This is a genomic window from Foliimonas ilicis, from assembly GCF_039939195.1.
GTDB classification, from domain to species: Bacteria; Pseudomonadota; Alphaproteobacteria; order Rhizobiales; family Rhizobiaceae; genus Foliimonas; species Foliimonas ilicis.
Map to the genome: position 1 here is coordinate 38,903 of NZ_JBDUUH010000019.1, position 15,363 is coordinate 54,265.

The following is a 15,363-nucleotide window of genomic DNA, read 5'->3' on the forward strand; positions in this document are numbered from 1 at the left end:
GATTGATGCGTACAGATACCGGCCAGGTTTTTCGTCTCGAAGACTATAAGCCCAGCGATTACCTCATCCCCGAAGTGGATCTGCGCTTCGAACTCTCGCCGGATCGCACGATCGTCACCGCCGAGCTGACCATCGAGCGGGCCGAGGGCGCGGAGCATAGCCCGCTGCATCTGGACGGTGACGGGCTTGAACTGACGCGCATAGAGATCGGTGGCAAGAAGCTGAAACAGGCCGACTATGAGGCGACCGCTGACAGTCTGGTCATCTCGAACCCGCCCGCTGCCAAACGCTTCAAGCTGACAATCGAAACCGTCATCGCGCCGGCAAGCAACAAGGCGCTGATGGGGCTTTATCTGTCGAATGGCGTCTACTGCACGCAATGCGAGGCGGAAGGCTTCCGCCGCATTACCTATTTCCTCGACCGGCCCGACATTCTGTCCGTCTACACTGTGCGGATCGAAGCGCCGAAGGCTGGCGTGCCGCTGCTTCTGTCCAATGGCAATCCGGGTGAATCCGGCGAATTGGAAGGCGACCGTCACTTCACGGTGTGGCACGATCCATTCCCGAAACCGTCCTATTTGTTTGCGCTGGTGGCCGGCGACCTCGGCAGCATTCACGACGAGTTCATCACATCATCGGGCCGCAAGGTGGAGCTTGGCATCTATGTCGAGCACAGCAAGGAACACTTGGCCTCCTACGCGATGGACGCGCTGAAGCGCTCGATGAAATGGGACGAAGAAACCTATGGCCTCGAATACGATCTGGACGTGTTCAACATCGTCGCCGTGTCCGATTTCAACATGGGAGCGATGGAGAATAAGGGCCTCAACATCTTCAACGACAAATATGTTCTGGCCGCCGAAGACACAGCGACCGATATGGATTTCGCCAATATCGAAGCCATCATCGCGCATGAATATTTCCACAACTGGACAGGAAACAGAATCACTTGCCGCGACTGGTTCCAGCTCTGCCTAAAGGAAGGGCTGACCGTCTTCCGCGATCATGAGTTTTCCGCGGATCAGCGCTCGCGCCCGGTCAAGCGCATTGCCGAAGTGCGTATTCTCCGCGCACATCAATTCCCGGAAGATCAAGGCCCGCTCGCTCATCCGGTGCGCCCGCGCCGTTACCGCGAGATCAACAATTTCTACACGGCGACCGTCTACGAAAAGGGCTCGGAAGTCGTGCGTATGATCCGCACGATCCTTGGTGCTGAGCTTTTCCGAAAAGGCATGGACCTCTATTTCGAACGCCACGATGGCGATGCGGCGACGATCGAGGATTTCGTTCGGGTATTCGAGGAAGTTTCGGGCAAGGACCTTTCGCAATTCTCGCTCTGGTACCATCAGGCCGGCACGCCCAACGTCACGGTCGCTGCCTCGCATGATGCCGGCAAGCAGGAACTCGTCCTCGAAATCGAGCAATCGGTTCCGCCGACACCTTCCGAGAGCCGCAAGAAGGTGATGCACATTCCGCTCGCCTTCGGCCTCGTCGGACGCGACGGCAAGGACATCGAATACAAGGTCAAGGACGGCGCATCCGTTGAAAACGGCGTCATCCATCTCAAGAAGCGGCATCAGACTTTCCGTTTCTCCGGCATCGAGCAGCGCCCTGCGATCTCGCTCAATCGCGGCTTTTCGGCCCCGATAACGCTGAGCACGGAACAGAGCCTTGAGGATCAGCTTTTTCTGGCGGAGCACGACAGCGATGGATTTTCGCGCTGGCAATCGCTGAACACGCTGTTTTCCGATGCGATCATCAGCGGCTTTCGCAACGTGCTTGGGCAGAAGCCGCTCGAATTTCATGGCGATCTGATCCGCCTTGCCGGAAAGATCGCGGCAGACGAAAGCCTCGAACACGCGTTCCGCGCACTCGCATTGAGCCTGCCGAGCGAAGCCGATATTGCCCGTGAAATCGGCGAGAACATCGATCCCGATGCCATATTCAAGGCGCGTGAAGCGCTCGTCCTGGCAATCGCGGAAGGCAACAAGGAGACTTTTGCCAAACTCTACAAGGGCTTGCAGGTAAAAGAAAAATTCAGCCCCGACGCCGCCAGTGCCGGACGGCGCGCGCTGCGCAATGCGCTGCTCGACTATCTGGCGCTGCTGCCCGGAGGCGTGGCGCTCGCCGCCGATCATTTCTCATCGGCGACCAATATGACCGATCGCGCCGCTGCATTGAGCGTGCTGGCACATCGCCACGGCAAAACCACGGAAGCGCTGGAAGCAATTTCTGCCTTCGAAAAACGCTTTGCGAACGATCCCCTCGTCATGGACAAATGGTTCCAGATCAGGGCAACGGCTCCGGGCGAAGGCGCGTTGGAGACGGTGCGCGAACTGACCTCTCATCCCGCTTTCTCGATCACCAATCCGAACCGCACGCGCGCCCTCATCGGCACATTCCTGACGTCGAACCAGACCGGATTTCATCGAGTCGATGGAAAGGGTTACGCGTTTTTCGTCGAGTGGGTTCTGGCCATCGAAAAGACCAATCCGCAGGTCGCAGCCCGCCTTGCGACGGCACTTCGCTCATGGCGTTCGCTGGAGCCGAAACGGCAATCCAAGGCGAGGCTTGCGCTGCTGCATATTTCGTCCCGCGAAGGGCTTTCGGCGGATTTGCGCGACATCGTGGAGCGCACGCTTTCATAACAGCCGACCAAGTTTTTGCCCTACCCACTGGACAAGGCGAATCACATTTGATTCCTTATGGGTGATTCGGGCGTGCGGTGTTGCCGGATCGATAGCTGAAAAAGGTAGGGGAGCCATTCATGGCAAAGACGGACGCGTGGGGCGCGCCCGATACGAATTCGTTTGCCGCGCGCAAGGCTGGACGCCTCGCCGGCAGCGCACGGTTTATTGCCGGACCCGCATACCGGCAATTGCTGGCCGCAGAGCCGTTGCTGCGCAAATCCATCCCTACCCTCATCGTGATTTTCCTGATCGGGATCGCCTGCACGCGCGCCATGTCGCTGATGACCTGGCGCGACGATGTGGAGCGCAACGCCACCGCCATTCTGGGCCTCGCGACCGGCGAGCTGGTCAGCGCGCTTGCCGTTCAGCCGGGCGACGCGGCACCCGATCTCGGCAACAGCCGCAACGTCGTTGAACGCACGCTGCGCCACGGCGCATTGAGCAACCGTCACGTCATCACCATCATCGATAGCTCGAACTCGGTCGTTGCCGCATCGCCAAGCGGCGCGTCATGGGAAGGCAAGGCGCTCGACGCTATCATCTCGGACGGGCAGCCGCTGTTCATGTTCGGCGAGCGCGCAGGCGTCATGCAGGTGAACATCGGCGGCGCACTTTGGTACGCGGCCCTGCATCACAGCGCCGACCGCAAGGCAGCCGCCGCCGTCATGATCTCGCAGGAGGCCGTGCTTGCCGAATGGCGCAAATCGGTGACGCTGAACGTCACGCTGTTCGTGATGACTGCGGCCGTGCTGATCATCATTCTCTACGCCTATTTCAGCCAGGCGGCGCGCGCCCAAGCTTCCGACAGCATCTACCTGGAATCCCAGCAGCGGATCGACCTTGCGCTTCTGCGCGGTCGCTGCGGCCTGTGGGACTGGGACATGGTGCGCGGCAAGATGTTCTGGTCGCGCTCCATGTACAACATGCTCGGCTATGAGCCTTTCGACAATATGCTGTCCTTCGGCGAGGTCGATCAGATCATGCACCCGGAAGATTGCGACCTCTTCCAGCTTGCCAACCGCATCGTCGCTCGCGAAATCGATCAGATCGATCAGGTGTTTCGTATGAAGCATGCCGATGGCCAGTGGGTCTGGGTGCGCGCGCGCGCTCAGGTCATCGACCCGGAAGCGCCGGAAATCCAACTCATCGGCATCGCCGTCGATGTCAGCGAACAGCGCCATCTGGTGCAGCGCTCCGAGACTGCCGATCTGCGCCTGCGCACGGCAATCGAAAACATCAACGAATCCTTCGTTCTGTGGGACGCGCATGAACGTCTTGTCATGTGCAACGGCAAATACCAGCAGGACAACGGCCTGACCGAGCGCGATGTGCTGCCGGGCGCAGATCGCACTGCCATCGAGGAACGCCGCACCGCCTTCGCTTCGGAACGCCGTCTGGTGAATTCGAACGGCTCGAAGGGCGGGGCCAGCTATGAGCGCCAGCTTGCAGACGGACGCTGGCTGCAGGTCAACGAATTGAAAACCCGCGATGGCGGCACCGTTTCGGTCGGCTCCGACATCACCCCGATCAAGCAGAACCAGGAAAAGCTGGTCGACAGCGAACGCCGCCTGATGGCGACGATCCACGACCTCAGCCTCGCGCGCCGTTCGGAAGAAGAGCGCTCGAAGGAACTCGTTGAACTGAACCGCAAATACATGAAGGAAACCGAGCGCGCCGAAGCCGCCAACCGGGCCAAATCCGAATTCCTCGCCAACATGTCTCACGAGCTGCGCACCCCGCTCAACGCCATCATCGGCTTTTCGGAATTGATGCAATCGGCCCTGTTCGGCCCCCTCGGCTCGGACAAATATGACGAATATGTCCGCGACATTCACAGCAGCGGCAATTATCTGCTGGGCGTCATCAACGACATTCTCGACATGTCCAAGATCGAAGCCGGTCAGTTCTCGATGGAGCGCGAGGAAATCGACCTCTGCCCGCTCATCCGCGAAACGGTGCGGGTGATTTCGCTGCAGGCCGCACAAAAGTCGATCACCGTCGAAACGAAAATCGCGGAGGCCATGCAGCTTTACGCAGACCGCCGTGCGGTGAAGCAGATCGTCATCAACCTTCTGTCCAACGCGGTAAAATTCACCGGCGAAGGCGGACGCATTTCGGTGCGCGCGCGCAATGTTTCGGGCGCGATGATGCTGACCATCGAGGACACGGGCTGCGGCATTCCCAAGCAGGCGTTGAGCAAGCTCGGCCGTCCGTTCGAGCAGGTCCAGAACCAGTTCTCGAAGAACCACACCGGCTCGGGCCTCGGCCTCGCAATCTCGCGCTCGCTGGCCGAGCTGCAAGGCGGCGCCTTGAAAATCCGCTCCACCGAAGGCGTCGGCACCATCGTCTCCGTGCGCATCCCGGTCGGCAAGCCCAATGTGCGGAAGTTTCAGAAGAAGGCTGCGTGAGCCGTTCCGGTTTTCCAAATGCCCTTGTCGTAAAGCTCGGATTTAGGGACGCGCAAATATCGGATGCAAAACTGCCGCTGTGACCGGGAATTTTGCGAGAGCAGCTAAGCGCAATATTCGGAGGGGAAGTTTGACCAACAAGCCAACCAACAAATTGCTGTATGACGCCATCAAGGACCGAGGCACGGCCTATCTGATGGTCTTTCGCGAACTCAGAGCCCGTTATGGCGATGATGAAGCCAAGGACGTGATGCGAAATGCAAGTCGCGCCCACGGTCTTCATATCGGAAAATCGCTCGCCGGCTGCGCCCCGAAGGACTTCGAATGTATGGCAAAAGGCTTCGCGAAATCACCGGATGACGGGTCAGTGTTTTGCCCGGACATTAGGCGGCTCGACAGCACATGCCTCGAAGTGAAGATGATGGCATGCCCGATCAAAGACGCTTGGGTTGAGGCCGGATGCAGCGAAGAGGAAATCGTCACCTTGCTTTACTGCGCCTCCGCGCTTGACGAGGCGACTCTGGAAGCGGCGGGCTTCGACTTTGAGATTGAACTCTGGTCCCCCGGACAGGAGGGGTGCTGCCTGACCCGGATTACAGAGAAGACCGAACCTTCGTCCGCAGAGCTACCATTTTAGGTGTGTAATTCCTAAGTTTCGCGACAAAATTAATGCCACTGAATTCTCAGGAAATATTCCCTTTGCCATCATCGGGAGCTCCTGTCCTGGACAAAGCCCGGAAACTTTCTTGGCTTGCTTTCGTCCGCCATGTTGTCGCGATACCAACTTGGCTCGCTGATCGACCCGCGCCAGCGGCCTGATCTCCCGTTCAGCGCGCTATCCAGGCAAAGCTGGAGCTTTGGCTGTATTCACCGCGTTCACGACGTAATTGGCAATCATCAAATCGAGATGTGCGCCCCCGCCATTCTTGAAGAGGGTAATCTGTTCCTCTGATCGCCGGCTGGGGCCGTCCGCTGCCACCAGATCGTAAAGATCGCCACGCACATGATCCCGCGTGATGACACCAGACTGGATCGGCTGCATCAGCTCTCCGATCTGCTCGACGACCGTATCGACGTAATCCACATAGACCAGAGATGAAGCGATCAGATTGTCATCAGCCTCGCGCATGTCGGGAGTGAACGCACCGATTAGGTCGATATGCGTGCCGGGGCGCACCCACTGCCCGAGAACGACTGGCTGCTGCGACATGGTTGCGGCCGAAACGATATCAGCTTGTCCAACCGCTTTCGGCAGGTCGGTAACAGCCGCCACCTCGGACCTGATATCGTTGAGCGTTGCGGCAAGAGCTTGCGCCTGTTCCGGGCGACGCGACCAGATGGAGATGCGCTCAACGCTGGGAAACGCTGCATCATAGGCCCGCGCCAATGTCGAAGCCACCATTCCGGCTCCAACAATGACCAGATGACTGCTGTCTGGCCGTGCCAGGCATTGAGCACCCAGAACGGAGTCCGCTGAGGTCTTGTATTGCGTGACCACTCTGCTCTCGATAACGGCGCGTATCGACCCGCAATCGGGATCGTAGAGCAATACGGCGCCCTGTACCGAGGGCAGCCCTTTCTGCGCATTACCGGGGAACACGCTCTCACCCTTGATCACGAAACCAAGTCCCTCGATGCGGGCGGCACGGTTTAGAAGCTTTGCATCACCCGAACCCAGGAGCAAATCTCCCTGCTGAGGACGAGCAAGCTTATGGCCCCGACGCAGAGCGTCGATCGCGCCGGGCCAGTCAAGCGCGTTTTCGCATCCCTCATAGGTCAGGAGTTGTGGCAGCATGTTTTTCTTTATCCATCACGAGCAACTTGCCCTTGTAAACTGAGGCCGATTCCGAACCACACGCAAACGTCCGATATGTTCGCAGCGCTGGCAACGCACATTTCTCCATGCAGCGCTCCCTTTCCACCAAACTGCAACCTTTCCTTATTGCCGGTTCTCTTTCGTCCGCCATTTTTTCGCGGGACCAAACTACTCGGCGTAAGCGACCCAGCCTTTGATGCTCAATCCGGCATAGAACAGGCTGGCATTCGAAAATCCTGCATCGCACAGCATTGTCACCTCTTCCTCCGGTGACAGGATCGTCAGCCTGCTGCCTACGGCCTGACGGGCTTTCTCCGCATGGGCAGCGTCCATTCCATTCGACAGGCCGAAGGCGACATGACGGGCTACCCATAAGGATCGCTCAGGCTCGGTCTGCGGGAAGCTCAGATGGACCATGACAAATGGCGCACCGGGCTTCAGGCGGCGCCGGATTTGCTTCATGGTTTCGAGGCGTTGATCGTGAGGGATAAAATGGAATGTCAGAATGGATGTGGCGGCATCGAACGGCCCTTGCGGGGCGGCATCGATATAGCCCTCATGAAACCGCATCCGCGCGGCGTGCGGCCCCGTCACCTGCTCGGCCAGCCGAAGCATATCGGCTGAAGGGTCCACGCCATCGAATGACCATCCCGAATGCGCTTCGGCGAGCGCCTTGAGCTCCTGTCCGCCACCCGCCCCCAATACCAGCACACGGCCATCCGGCGGCGTACGCTCTGCGAGCAACAGCGACACCATCCGGTGAAGGCTGGAATAACCAGGAACCTGCCGCGGCGGACCTTCGGCATACGAACTGACGGAGCTACCGGAAAAAGGAGTTTCGATGTTGCGAGGCATGGAATTTTCCCGGTGTCGAGCATGGCAAATGTCATGATGCCCTACACGCAGAGTACGTCAGCCAGGCAACATCAGTTCATGTAACTTAATATGTTTCATGATGGATCGAGTGTCAAGGTCACAGGCGGAAGCAGGCGATTTCCGTTTCACCCGCTCTTCATTGTCGTGAAGCTGTGCGTCCTTCGAGGCTCACATTTTCTCGCCGGGCAATTGGCTGGCCCGTTTCACCCAGTCGGCGAACTGGACTTCATCGAACTGATCGTCCTCGTAGATGTCGAGATAGCGTACATGCTGCTGCTTGGATTTACCGGGCGGGAGAGGATGCAGGGACGCGCCGTGAAAGAAGGCCACCTTGATATACTTCGTCATGCAGTGAAAACTCAAAAACCAGATCCCGCTCTCGACGCCGTAAAAAGGCGAGTTCCATTTGACGGCCTTGCTCACGCCGGGAACGGTGCGCTCGACAAGCGCGTCGAGGCGGCGGCCGATGTCGCTTTTCCAGCCCGGCATCGCCGCAATATAGGCCTGCACAGGGACGTCTCCATATCCCTTGGCAATTTGTGGATTGCCCCCAGTAAGGAGTGTGACCTTGCTGGGTTCCGGCTGAGGTGCGGATTTTCGTGGCTTGGCGGGCGCTTTCGTCTTGGGCGCTTCATTGGCCATTATGTTCACGCTCCTTCGGCCCGGTGGCCCGATCCATCACTGTCATTTCCGCTTCGGGCGAAGCAATTGGCTGAAATGCTTCCTGACCATCTGGGACGTTTCCTTGACATGCGCTTCGAGCACGCCGAAATCCGGCAGATCCGTTGTTCTGAGCAGAAGATAGGACAGGCCCGGCGGCACATCTTCACGCTCGAACGGGCCTGTCAGGCAAAGGCGGATCATCTGCGTCAGCGCCGCATAGAGAGCGTTGGCGTCGACCAGTTCCTGCCTCGTTTGTGCATCCACGAAACCGGCATCGAGGCGGGCCAGAACCTCACCGGTGGCGGTTACCCTGCCCTCGCCGGAAACATGGCCGGAAAGGGTCGCGCATTGCGCGATGAATTCGAGATCGATCAGGCCGCCGGGAACCAGCTTTATGTCCCAGAGGTCGCGAGGCGGCTTTTCCGCTTCGATCATCTTGCGCATTTCCGAGGCGTCTTTCAGAAGCTTCGCCTCATCGCGCGGCAGAGCAATGATTTCGCTCACTTCCTGCTCGATAGCTTCGCCCAATGACGGATCGCCAGCAACGATGCGCGCCCGCGTCAGCGCCATATGCTCCCACGTCCAGGCGCTCTCGCGCTGATATTTTCGGAAGGAATCTATGTGGGTGGCCACCGGCCCCTTGTTGCCGGAAGGCCGAAGCCGCAGATCGAGTTCGTAGAGAACGCCTTCAGCCGTTGGTGCGGAAACCGCCGCGATAAGCCGTTGCGTCATGCGCGAATAATAGTGCGAGGGCGCCAGCGGCTTTTCGCCATCGGATTCCTCCGCATCCGCATCATGGTCGTAAAGCAGGATCAGATCGACGTCAGAACCCGCCGTCAGTTCGCGGCTGCCGAGCTTGCCCATGCCGAGTATCGCGACCTTGCCGCCCTTGACCTTGCCGTGGCGGATGGCGAATTCGTCGGTAACCGCCGTGAGCGATGCATCGATCGTCAGATCGGCCAGATCGGAAAACGCCTTGCCCGCCCGCGCCGCGTCGATCGAGCCTGCAAGCAGGCGAACGCCGATCAGGAATTTCTGCTCTGCCGCAAAAATGCGTAGGCGGTCGAGTACTTCTTCATAGAGCGTCAGACCGCCGATAAAGGATTCAAGTCTGGCCGCGAGATACTGCCGGTTGGGGAGTTCCGAGAGCAGTGCAGGATCGAGCAACCCATCGAAAACATGCGGCCTTCTGGTGATCACCGCTGCCAGACGCGGTGCCGCGCCCATGATCGTCGCCAGCAGCTTGAGCAGCGGTGGGTTGGTCTGCAACAGAGAGAAAAGCTGAATGCCGGCAGGCAGGCCCGCCAGAAACTCATCGAAGCGCAAAAGCGCCTCGTCGGCCCGTTGTGTCTTGCCGAAAGCTTCGAGGAGCGCAGGCGTCAGTTCGGTCAGCCTCTCACGTGCTTCTGCGGACCGTGTCGCGCGGTAGCGCCCGAAATGCCAGCCGCGAATGACCCGGCAAATGTCGCTCGGACGCTGAAAGCCCAAACTGTGTAGCGTCTGGAGCGTGTCAGGGTCGTCCACATCGCCGGTAAAGACGAGATTGCCGATGCCGGAAGAAAGCTCCGGCGCCGTCTCGAACAGCGCTGCATAGTGCTTTTCAACTTCCTGCAACGAGCTTCGGAACGCAGCCGAAAACGCCGTCGCATTGCGAAAACCCAGCATGCGCGCAATGCGCTCTATGCCTTCATCGTCTTCGGGAAGTGTATGGCTTTGCTCGTCGGCAACCATCTGAATGGCATGTTCGACCTGCCGCAAGAACCAGTATTGGTCGCAAAGCGCGTCGCGCGCTTCGCTGGTGATCCAGCCGCGTTCGGCGAGTTGTCCGAGCATCGCGATCGTTCCGCTGCCGCGCAATTCAGGAAAACGGCCACCGGCGATCAGTTGCTGCGTCTGCACGAAAAACTCTATCTCGCGGATGCCACCGCGTCCAAGTTTCACGTTGTGGCCTTTGACGGCGATTTCGCCATGGCCCTTATGGGCATGGATCTGGCGTTTGATCGAATGGACGTCCGCGATGGCCGCGAAATCCATATATTTGCGCCAGACATAGGGGCGCAGTTCCTTCAGAAAATTCTCGCCCGCGCTGATGTCGCCCGCGATAGGCCGTGCCTTGATCATCGCGGCGCGTTCCCAGTTCTGCCCCCTACCCTCGTAATAGAGCAGCGCGGCCGGAACCGGGATTGCAAGCGGCGTCGAGCCGGGGTCGGGCCTCAACCGAAGGTCGGTGCGGAAAACATAACCATGCTCGGTGCGGTCCTGCAGGATACGCACCAGCCGCTTGGTCAGGCGCGCGAACAGTTCCGTGGCGTCCAGCGGGTCGGGCACTGCCTCCGCTTCGGGCTCAAGGAAGACGATCAGATCTATATCGGACGAGAAATTCAGCTCGTGCGCGCCGAGCTTGCCCATGCCGAGCACGATCCAGCCGGAACCCTTGCCGGGATTTTCAGGGTCGGGAAGTTTAAGCTTTCCCTGCGCATGTGCGTCGAGCAGAAGAAAATCGACCGCCGCCGCCGTGCAACGATCCGCAAGATCGCTCAACCGCTGGACGGTGATTTCAGCCTTCACCTCACCGGCCAGTTCGGAAAGCGCGATCAGAAAATGCGCTTCCGATTTCAGAAACCGGAGGCCTTTCATAATCGATGCCTCGGAGACATCCTCGGTCTTTGGCAGGCCTTCTATCTCTTCGAGGATTTCAGCCAGACGCTGCTCCACGGAAGTATCGAGAAGCCGGTCGAGAATTTCCGGCCTGCGTCGCACGCAATCGCGCATGAAAGGCGAAAGATCGAACACCGCTGCCAACAAACCGCCGATTTCACCAGACGCCGGCAGCGCTTGGGTCAGGCGTTCGAGGCCAGCCTCCTGTGCATTTTCCAACAGGTCGGCCATCACGGTCTTCGCATTGTTAGAATCAAGCGGCAGAAGCTTTCGCGACGGTTTGAGGTGAAAAACCGGGTTTTCCGCGATTTTCTTTGCCGCTTTCGCCATTTACCCTGCCTTTTGCTCCGGGAATTTCATTACCACGGACAATCCGGGGTTTTCGGGCAAAAGATCAAGGGTGCCGCCGTGAAATTTCATCACGGCCTTGGCGAGGCTCAAGCCCAGGCCTGAACCTGGCTGGGAGCGGCTTTTTTCGAGGCGCACGAAACGTTCGGTCACGCGCTGGCGATCGACATCATCGGGAATGCCCTCGCCATTGTCGGCAACTTTCAGCGAGATGAAACCGGCCTCGCGCTTCAAGCTCACCAGCACGCGCGGTTTTTCGTTCGAACCGGCTGAGTATTTGATTGCATTGTCGACGATGTTGGAAAGCGCCTGCGCGATCAGTTCGCGGTTGCCCTGAACGGCGAATTCGCCAACCACAGAGGCTTCCAGCAAAACTCCGCCCTCTTCCGCAACCGGCTCGTAAAGCTCGACCACATCGCGCACCGCCGCCGCCAGATCGACCCGCGACACAGCCTCCGAGGAATAGCCTGCCTCCAGCCGCGAGATCATCAAAATCGCGTTGAAGGTGCGGATGAGCTGGTCGGATTCGGCGATCGTTCCTTCGAGCGCGGCTTTGTATTGTTCCGGGCTCTGCTTGCCGCCAAGTGCGGATTCAGCCCGATTGCGCAGACGCGTCAGCGGGGTCTTCAAATCATGCGCGATATTGTCGGAAACCTGTTTCAGTCCCTCGTTGAGGTTCGAAATGCGGCTCAGCATCGTATTGAGATTTTCCGACAGGCGATCGAATTCGTCGCCAGCGCCGCTCACCGGCAGACGCCCGGAAAGGTCGCCGCCCATGATCCGGCTGCTTGCCTCGGAAACCTTGTCGATGCGCTTCAGCGCCTGACGGCCGACAAAGAACCAGATCAGCAAAGCGCCGATCCCCATCATGCCGAGCGCCACCATCAGCGAACGGCTGACGACATCTCGCAGGCGTTCCGGTTCGCCAAGATCGCGGCCGACCAAAACGATCATCTGGTTCGGAAGCCTGAGCACCAGTGCTATCGCGTCATGGTTGGATTGCCGTGCAGGCTGCGCCGCTACCTCATTGGCTTCGTCATTTTCCTGCGGGACAGTCGCTTCACCGTAGCGCCGGTACGAAAATGGCCTTTCGGTCCAGCCCTCGGTTTCCAGAACGCCGGGGGCGATGCTTTCGACATTGCCCGAAAGGATGCGGCCATTTGGGTCGGCGATCAGGTACAAATTGGCGCTCGGCTGGCGCGCGCGCATGCCGACGACGCGAACCAGCGTCTGTAGTCCGCCCCGCTGATAGGCACGTCCAAGCCCCTGCATTTCCTCGTTGATCGTTTCCTGCGTCTGCGATGTCAGAATGTTGACCGACAGCGATGTCATGTAAAAAACAAGCAATATCGCGCAAAGCGCGAAAAGCACCATGAACAGCGCCGAAAGCCGCGCTGCCGTCGTCTTCATTATGGCTGGCAGGCGCAGCGACACCGTTCTATGCCCTGAGCATATAGCCCGCGCCGCGCACGGTATGCAGGATCGGCTTGTCGAAGCCTTTTTCGATCTTGCTTCTGAGACGCGACACGTGAACATCAATCACATTGGTCTGCGGGTCGAAATGATAATCCCAGACATTTTCCAGAAGCATCGTACGCGTAACCACTTGGCCCGCATGCCGCATCAGATATTCGAGAAGGCGGAATTCGCGCGGCTGAAGCGTTATGTCGCGCGCCGCGCGGCGCACCGTATGCGACAGCCGATCGAGTTCCAGATCGCCGACGCGATAAACCGTCTCGGCATCGCGCGACATGGTACGGCGGTTGAGAACTTCGACGCGCGCTAGCAATTCGGTGAAAGCGTAGGGCTTGGTCAGATAATCGTCGCCCCCGGCGCGCAGGCCGGTCACGCGGTCATCCACTTCGCCTAGCGCAGAAAGGATCAAAACGGGGGTCGAATTGCCCCGCGAACGCAAGGCGGCAATCACGGAAAGACCGTCGCGGCGCGGCAGCATGCGATCGACGACCATCACGTCGTATTCGCCGCTGTCGGCAAGCGCGAAGCCGGTTTCCCCATCGCCCGCGACATGCGCGGTGTGGCCGGATTCGGCAAAAGCCTTGCTGAGATAGTCGGCCGCCTCGCGGTCGTCTTCGATAACCAGAATCTTCATGGAGCTGTTATAAGCTAATTCTTCCGGTGCTGCCGAGCCTATGTTCATAGCTTGAACTCCTGCAAATGCTCCGGGCTTTCGAGCCCGGTGGCGGCAGCCGATGATGGGTCGCCTGCCGCCGGATCGGACACGAAAGAGATACACATCGCGCCGACCCTCGCTCTTCCCTTAGGCCGTACCGGGGGTATGGTCCGGCGGTCGGGAGGAGCTAGGGTTTAAGGCTTCAACCTTTGGCAACCGGCAGCGTCACAAAGCGGCTGGTGTCGTCGCGCGAAACGCGAACCAGCACTGCCTTGCGGCCGGAATTCGCCGCATCGGTCATCGCCTTGGTCAGATCGGAGGCCTGATTGATGTCGGTCGAGTTGACCGAAACGATCACGTCACCAGCCTGAATGCCGCGGTCGGCCGCGTCACTGTCCGGGTCGACATCGGTCACGACAATTCCCTTGCCGTCATCCGAACGCGTCACGGTGAGCCCCAGATCGGCAAGCGAATCCGTTTGGGTTTCGGTATCGGGTGCCGTCTGATCATCGGCAGATGCCTGCTTGTCGGTGCCGGGAAGTTCGCCAAGTGCGATCTTCAGATCTTCCGACTTGCCCTTGCGCCAAACCGTCACGTCCACGGACTTTCCAGGAGCGATGGCTGCAACGAGACGAGCCAGTTCGCGCGGCGAAGACACAGGCTTGCCGTCGAGACCGGTAATCACGTCACCTGCAACGATGCCAGCCTTTATCGCCGGACCGTCTGCCTGCGCTTCCGAAACGAGCGCGCCCTTGGCATCCGACAGACCGAGCGAGTCGGCGATTTCAGGCGTTACGGGCTGTATCTGCACGCCGATCCAGCCGCGCTGAACCGAACCCTTTGAGATCAGGTTTTCGACCACTTCGTTCGTGGTGGATGCAGGAATTGCAAACGCGATACCCACATTGCCGCCCGAAGGCGAGAAGATGGCGGTGTTAACGCCTACGACCTGACCGTTGAGGTTGAAGGCCGGGCCACCCGAATTGCCGCGGTTAACCGCCGCGTCGATCTGGATGAAGTCATCGTAAGGGCCTGCGCCAATGTCACGACCGCGAGCCGAGACGATACCGGCTGTCACCGTGCCGCCAAGTCCGAACGGGTTGCCAACCGCCACGACCCAGTCACCAACGCGTACCTTCGCGTCATCGGCAAAGCCGACATAGGTGAATTTCTGGTCGCTATCGACTTTTAGCACGGCAAGATCGGTGCGCGGATCGGTGCCGACGAGCTTGGCGTCGAGTTCCTTGCCGTCATCCGTCACGACCGTATAGGCGGTGCCGCCATCGACGACGTGATTGTTGGTGACGACATAGCCGTCTTCGGAAATGAAGAAGCCGGAACCCTGAGCGGTCGGGCGCGCTTCATTGCGATTGCGACGGTTCGGCCTGTTCGGGCGATCCTGCCCGCCATCGCCGCGGAATTCACGGAAAAAGCGCTTCATCGGATGATCGTCGGGCAGATTGTCGAAGCCGGGAGGCGCGTTGAACGAGCCGCCACGATTGCTGGTCGGCTCGACATTCGATTTTACGCGAACGCTGACAACGGCAGGCGATACTTTTTCGACCACATCGGCAAAGCTCGGCGCCTGCGGCGCGTCTACGCGAACCGCATCGGCGAGAACGGGAGCGGTTACGGTGGTCATTGCGCCAACGCCGATCGCGCCAGCGACTGCGATGGATGCCACGGCTGCCAGAAGCCGGCTGCGTGTCTTGGATGTCGGGGTGGGAACGCTGTTCATCTTATCGTGTCCTTCTAGACTCAATGCCATCGTGG

10 protein-coding genes are annotated in these 15,363 nt (G+C 59.3%); 3 read left to right on the forward strand and 7 right to left on the reverse strand.

All coding sequences use genetic code 11. The annotated features are described in order from the left end of the window. Positions 1–5 precede the first annotated feature (5 nt). From pepN to ABFT80_RS27310, 3 genes are all read left to right on the forward strand, one after another. The gene (gene pepN / locus ABFT80_RS27300; protein WP_347975132.1) at positions 6–2,648 is read left to right on the forward strand and encodes an aminopeptidase N; all 2,643 of its coding nucleotides are present in this window, start codon (positions 6–8) and stop codon (positions 2,646–2,648) included. Positions 2,649–2,767: 119 nt separating this feature from the next. Continuing rightward, positions 2,768–5,098 (forward strand): PAS domain-containing sensor histidine kinase, encoded by a 2,331-nt coding sequence (locus ABFT80_RS27305; RefSeq protein ID WP_347975096.1) that lies wholly within the window; start codon positions 2,768–2,770, stop codon positions 5,096–5,098. Between the two features lie 79 nt (positions 5,099–5,177). After that, complete coding sequence (locus tag ABFT80_RS27310) at positions 5,178–5,735, forward strand: L-2-amino-thiazoline-4-carboxylic acid hydrolase (protein ID WP_347975097.1); 558 nt, start codon at positions 5,178–5,180, stop codon at positions 5,733–5,735. 198 nt (positions 5,736–5,933) lie between these two features. Here the strand turns inward: ABFT80_RS27310 and ABFT80_RS27315 are convergent, their stop codons facing one another. From ABFT80_RS27315 to ABFT80_RS27345, 7 genes are all read right to left on the reverse strand, one after another. After that, positions 5,934–6,893, reverse strand: coding sequence for an ornithine cyclodeaminase family protein (locus ABFT80_RS27315; protein WP_347975098.1), 960 nt, complete (start codon positions 6,891–6,893; stop codon positions 5,934–5,936). A gap of 189 nt (positions 6,894–7,082) precedes the next feature. Next, positions 7,083–7,769, reverse strand: a complete 687-nt coding sequence (locus ABFT80_RS27320) for a class I SAM-dependent methyltransferase (protein WP_347975099.1) — start codon at positions 7,767–7,769, stop codon at positions 7,083–7,085. Between the two features lie 189 nt (positions 7,770–7,958). Then, positions 7,959–8,432 (reverse strand): DUF1801 domain-containing protein, encoded by a 474-nt coding sequence (locus ABFT80_RS27325; protein WP_347975100.1) that lies wholly within the window; start codon positions 8,430–8,432, stop codon positions 7,959–7,961. 42 nt (positions 8,433–8,474) lie between these two features. Then, the gene (locus ABFT80_RS27330; protein ID WP_347975101.1) at positions 8,475–11,441 is read right to left on the reverse strand and encodes a bifunctional [glutamine synthetase] adenylyltransferase/[glutamine synthetase]-adenylyl-L-tyrosine phosphorylase; all 2,967 of its coding nucleotides are present in this window, start codon (positions 11,439–11,441) and stop codon (positions 8,475–8,477) included. Continuing rightward, positions 11,442–12,893: a sensor histidine kinase gene (locus tag ABFT80_RS27335; RefSeq protein ID WP_347975102.1), complete on the reverse strand. Its 1,452-nt coding sequence runs from the start codon at positions 12,891–12,893 to the stop codon at positions 11,442–11,444. A gap of 4 nt (positions 12,894–12,897) precedes the next feature. After that, positions 12,898–13,569 (reverse strand): response regulator transcription factor, encoded by a 672-nt coding sequence (locus ABFT80_RS27340; RefSeq protein ID WP_347975133.1) that lies wholly within the window; start codon positions 13,567–13,569, stop codon positions 12,898–12,900. 223 nt (positions 13,570–13,792) lie between these two features. Continuing rightward, on the reverse strand, positions 13,793–15,328 hold the full coding sequence (locus ABFT80_RS27345) for a Do family serine endopeptidase (protein ID WP_347975103.1): 1,536 nt from the start codon (positions 15,326–15,328) through the stop codon (positions 13,793–13,795). Positions 15,329–15,363: the final 35 nt, after the last annotated feature.

What these genes read in the sequence shown, in the direction of transcription:
- pepN (WP_347975132.1), top strand. Translation starts at nt 6, where the DNA reads ATGCGTACAGATACCGGCCAGGTTTTTCGTCTCGAAGACTATAAGCCC.
- ABFT80_RS27305 (WP_347975096.1), top strand. Translation starts at nt 2,768, where the DNA reads ATGGCAAAGACGGACGCGTGGGGCGCGCCCGATACGAATTCGTTTGCC.
- ABFT80_RS27315 (WP_347975098.1), bottom strand. Translation starts at nt 6,893, where the DNA reads ATGCTGCCACAACTCCTGACCTATGAGGGATGCGAAAACGCGCTTGAC.
- ABFT80_RS27320 (WP_347975099.1), bottom strand. Translation starts at nt 7,769, where the DNA reads ATGCCTCGCAACATCGAAACTCCTTTTTCCGGTAGCTCCGTCAGTTCG.
- ABFT80_RS27325 (WP_347975100.1), bottom strand. Translation starts at nt 8,432, where the DNA reads ATGGCCAATGAAGCGCCCAAGACGAAAGCGCCCGCCAAGCCACGAAAA.
- ABFT80_RS27330 (WP_347975101.1), bottom strand. Translation starts at nt 11,441, where the DNA reads ATGGCGAAAGCGGCAAAGAAAATCGCGGAAAACCCGGTTTTTCACCTC.
- ABFT80_RS27340 (WP_347975133.1), bottom strand. Translation starts at nt 13,569, where the DNA reads ATGAAGATTCTGGTTATCGAAGACGACCGCGAGGCGGCCGACTATCTC.
- ABFT80_RS27345 (WP_347975103.1), bottom strand. Translation starts at nt 15,328, where the DNA reads ATGAACAGCGTTCCCACCCCGACATCCAAGACACGCAGCCGGCTTCTG.